Annotated in this window: 3 protein-coding genes; 1 reads left to right on the top strand and 2 read right to left on the bottom strand. The window is 75.0% G+C overall.

The window, feature by feature from the left end; genetic code table 11:
• The first annotated feature begins 233 nt into the window (after positions 1–233).
• A complete protein-coding gene (locus ABT085_RS45115; RefSeq protein WP_351622700.1) occupies positions 234–1,475 on the top strand; it encodes an NAD(P)/FAD-dependent oxidoreductase in 1,242 nt (413 codons plus the stop codon).
• An 87-nt stretch (positions 1,476–1,562) separates the two neighbouring features.
• On the opposite strand, the gene ABT085_RS45120 is transcribed toward ABT085_RS45115, so the two are convergent.
• Both ABT085_RS45120 and ABT085_RS45125 read right to left on the bottom strand, forming a co-directional pair.
• Entirely contained in the window at positions 1,563–3,071 is a 1,509-nt protein-coding gene (locus ABT085_RS45120; RefSeq protein WP_351622705.1) for a cryptochrome/photolyase family protein, read from the bottom strand.
• Positions 3,071–3,412, bottom strand: a 342-nt coding sequence (locus ABT085_RS45125; RefSeq protein WP_351622702.1) for an oxygenase MpaB family protein, incomplete at its 5' end; no start/stop codon positions are given. The genes ABT085_RS45125 and ABT085_RS45120, both read right to left, overlap by 1 nt.

Raw genomic sequence — 3,412 nt, forward strand, 5'->3', positions numbered from 1 at the left:
TCTCCCGGAATACCCGGGCGCGGGGCAGCGGCGCTCCGGCGTCCCGCCCGACCCGGCGTTGTGCTCCGTCGCACGGACGGACCTATCCGGTCAGCGTGGCCCGCATCCGGCTGGGCGGTCCGGCGGGAAGATCGGTGGAGGAGGCCGCGCGGGAGGCGTGCGCGGCGGCCGGCGCGGACCCGGGACGGCCGCGGCGCCGGATCCCACGGTCCCGTCGAGCGAGGAGAGCGCCCATGACCGCCACCCGCGGCGTACCGGATGTGCTGGTGGTCGGCGGCGGCCCGGCCGGCCTCGCCTGCGCCCGCGACCTGCTGGCGAGCGGACTCGCCGTCACGCTCCTGGAGGCGTCCGACGAGGTCGGCGGGCGGATGCGCTCCGACCGGTACGAGGGCTTCGTCGTCGACCGCGGCTTCCAGGTCTTCAACACCTCCTACCCGCAGGTGCGCCGCAGGCTCGCGCTGCGGGCGCTGCGGCTGAGACCCTTCACCCCGGGCGTCCTGGTGCACACGGACGACGGACCGCTGCGCTTCGCCGACCCGACCCGCCGCCCCCGCGACCTGGGAGACCTGCGCCCCGGACGCCTCGCCGGACCGCGCGACCTGCTCGCCCTGGGCGCGCTCTCGGCCCGCGACCTGCTCGCCCCCGTACGGCTGCTCAAGCGCGGTGAGGACCGCACCACCCGGACCGCGCTGGCGGCGGCCGGCTTCTCCGAGGAGTTCGTCGAGCGGTTCTTCCGCCCCTTCCTCTCCGGCGTCTTCCTGGAGGACGAACTGGAGACCTCCGCACGCTTCTTCCACCTCGTCTGGCGCAGCATGCTGCGCGGCACCCTCTGTCTGCCGGGGGAGGGGATCGGCGCGGTGCCGCGCCTGCTCGCGGACGCGCTGCCCGCGGGGACCGTACGCCCGGAGACGGCGGTGGCCGCTCTGACGGACGACGGCGTCGAACTGGTCTCGGGGGCCGAACTCCGGGCCCGCGCCGTGGTGGTGGCCACCGGCCCCGGCCCGGCCGCCGTGCTGCTGCCGGGGCTCGACGTACCGGCGTACCGCGTGGTGACGACGTACTACCACGTCGGCGCGCGTTCCCCGCTCGCCGAGCCCACGCTCCTCACCGACATCCGCAGACGGTTCCTGAACACCTGCGTCCTCACCGAGGTCGTACCCGGGTACGCGCCCGCCGGCGCCGCCCTGATCGCCACCTCGGTGCTCGGCGAGGACACCGCGGGCCGCGAGCGCGCGGTCCGCGCGGCGATCGGCGACGCGTACGGCGCGGACAGCGACGCCTGGGACCTGCTGACGACGCGCACCGTGCGCGACGCGCTGCCGGTCATGACACCCCCGCAGCCGCTCGGCCGCACGGCCCGGGTCGCTCCCGGGCGGTACGTGTGCGGTGACCACCGGGCCACCGGGTCCGTCCAGGGAGCCCTGGCGTCGGGGGCGCGCGCGGCCCGAGAGGTGGCCGCGGACCTCGGACGGTAGGCCGGCGGCCGGCGTCGGAGGTCCGGCAGTGGGCGCCGGGGGTCCGGAGCGGTCGAGGGGCCGCGACGGTCGCGGGTGCGGGGCCGCTCAAGGGGGTCCGTCGCCGCGGCCGTGCTCCTGCGCCAGCAGCGCGTCGAGGTCCCTCAGACGGTCCAGGCCCCGTACGGCCCGCGCCATGCGGGGGTTGCCCGCCAGACGGCCGCGGTGACGTTCGAGGAACGCCCAGTACCCGGCGGTGAAGGGGCAGGCGTCCTCGCCCACCCGCACGGTCGGACGGTACGCGCAGGGACCGCAGAAGTCGCTCATCCGGTCCAGATAGGCACCGCCGGAGGTGTACGGCTTGGTGGTCATACGCCCGCCGTCCGCGTACTGGGACATGCCGACGACGTTGGGCAGCATCACCCAGTCGTAGCCGTCGACGAAGCACCGGTGGAACCAGTCGGTCACCTCCGCGGGATCCCAGCCCCGTTGCAGCGCGTGGCTGCCCAGCAGCATCAGCCGCGGAATGTGGTGGGTCCAGCCGGTGTCCCGTACCTGCGCCAGGACGGTGGACAGACAGCGTGCCGTGACGGCGTCCGCGTCCAGCTCCAAGAACCACTCGGGCAGCGCGGCACGGTGCCCGAGCGCGTTGCGGTGGCGGTAGTCCTCGCCGAAGTACCAGTACAACTGCCACACGTACTCGCGCCATCCCGCGATCTGGCGTACGAAGCCCTCGACGCTGTTGAGCGGCGCGGCACCGTCGCGCCAGGCCTGCTCGGCGAGTTCGACGCACTCCAGCGGATCGAGCAGCCCCAGGTTCAGCGACGACGACAGCAGGCTGTGGCTGAGCACGGGGTCGGCGGCGAGCACGGCGTCCTCGTACGGGCCGAAGTCGGCGAGCCGGTGCGTCACGAAGCGCCGCAGTGCGCTGAGGGCCTCCCGGCGGGAGGCGGGGAACAGCCGCGGGCCGTCCCGTCCGACGAAGGACACCCGACCGGTGCGCTCCCAGTGGTCCAGGTCGTGACGTACCTCGTCGTCGACAGCGTCCTCGCGCGGCCGGTAGGGGGCCGGGGCGCCGAGCGTGCGGGCTCCTTCCGGCGGGGGCTCGCGGTTGTCGTGGTCGAGGTTCCAGCGGCCCCCGGCCGGCTCCGCGCCGTCCATGAGCAGGTCGTGGTCCTGGCGTACCCAGCGGTAGAAGTCCTCCTGGCGGAGCCGTTTGCCGCCGCGGCCGTCGGCCCAGGCCCGGAAGTCGTGCTGCGGGACGAGGAATCCCCGTGCGGGCAGGATCCGTACCCCGTCCAGCGCGCGGACCAGTCCGAGGGCGGCGCGGGAAGTGGGGTGGTGCACGGTGACCGGCGCGGAGCCGGCCGCCTTGCGCAGCCCCTCACGGTAGGTCTCCGCCCGGACGTAGTGGACCCGGTCGCCGAGTTCCGCGGCCCGGTGCCGCATCGCGGAGAGCACGAGATGGGCCTTGGCCCGGTGGAAGCGGCGGCGCCGGAAGACCGACCTCGCCTCGATCATCACGACCGGTGCCTCGCAGTCCGGACCCTGCTCGTCCGGGGCCAGGAAGCGGGGCCCGAGCTGGTCGCCGAAGAGCCAGTGGAAGGCGGTCGTCATCATCGTGCCTCTGCGAGACCGGCCGGAGGCGGCGGCGGTGTCATCGCCCACCGGATCGCCGCGGTCAGCGCGGAGCCGAGCGGCCGTACGCACAGGCCTTCGACCATCGTGAGCCGGGGCAGCCGCAGTTCCCGCGCCGCCCAGACTGGCAGCAGGGACACGGCGTTCGCCGCGAGGATCCCATAGGGGAGCCGGGCGGCGAGCGGTACGGGCGGGTTCAGCAGGAGGAAGCGTCCGGCGCTCAGGGCCTGCGGGGTCGCCCGCAGTTCGGGCCGGTAGGCGCTGAGCCGTTCGGCGAGCTCCGCCCGGTCGCGCGGCGGGTCGGGGACCCCGAGGGCGAC

It is taken from the genome of Streptomyces sp. NPDC002265 (genome assembly GCF_040296125.1).
In the GTDB taxonomy this organism is placed as follows: Bacteria; Actinomycetota; Actinomycetes; order Streptomycetales; family Streptomycetaceae; genus Streptomyces.

What these genes read in the sequence shown, in the direction of transcription:
- ABT085_RS45115 (WP_351622700.1), top strand. Translation starts at nt 234, where the DNA reads ATGACCGCCACCCGCGGCGTACCGGATGTGCTGGTGGTCGGCGGCGGC.
- ABT085_RS45120 (WP_351622705.1), bottom strand. Translation starts at nt 3,071, where the DNA reads ATGACGACCGCCTTCCACTGGCTCTTCGGCGACCAGCTCGGGCCCCGC.